This is a genomic window from Stenotrophomonas sp. INTA L402-1, from assembly GCF_059295135.1.
Genome location: NZ_JCAFWP010000225.1, coordinates 1 through 544, shown reverse-complemented (window position 1 = coordinate 544; position 544 = coordinate 1). Strand labels below are relative to the sequence as shown.

1 protein-coding gene is annotated in these 544 nt (G+C 33.5%); it reads right to left on the bottom strand.

The genetic code is table 11. The features are described from left to right. A partial coding sequence (locus AC5O77_RS22495; protein WP_494507258.1) for an HTH domain-containing protein occupies positions 1-343 on the bottom strand: 343 nt, incomplete at its 3' end. Between the last annotated feature and the right edge of the window lie 201 nt (positions 344-544).

Sequence of the window (544 nt, the reverse complement as noted above, 5' to 3'; positions counted from 1 at the left end):
TATTTTCATATTGAACGCCTTTCACTTGCACGGATTGTGTGAGCTTTTCTTGATAAAACACTTTATCAATCTCTGGGAATAAATTAGAAACACTGGCAAAAAGGGCAAAGCGTTGAATATCTTCTTCGGTCAGTATATCTAATTTTTGGCGATCTAATCGATAAAATCTAGGTCCTAACTCATCCCAAGGTAAGAAATTAAGCCGCTCTTTTATATCTCTTTGAATGGTTCTTATAGATACATTAAACTCATCTGCAAGTTCATTAACATCAATACGTTTGCCTTTGTTAAGCTCGACTAAAATAAGACTAATTCGCTGGGCAAGCTGTGTTGTGCTTTTCATTTTATTTCCTTTGAAGAATTATTGATGTTCTTATTCTATGGCAATATACAGAAAAATCGACGACAGGTTGTGTCGGGATGAAAAAAATTTCTTACTTTTCTCATATTAGACTTTTAACATCTAATCTAAGTATGCTCCGCTATTTATGAAAAGAAGTCAAGACCTATTATTTCTCCTTTAACAGTAAGGAGTTAGCTATGT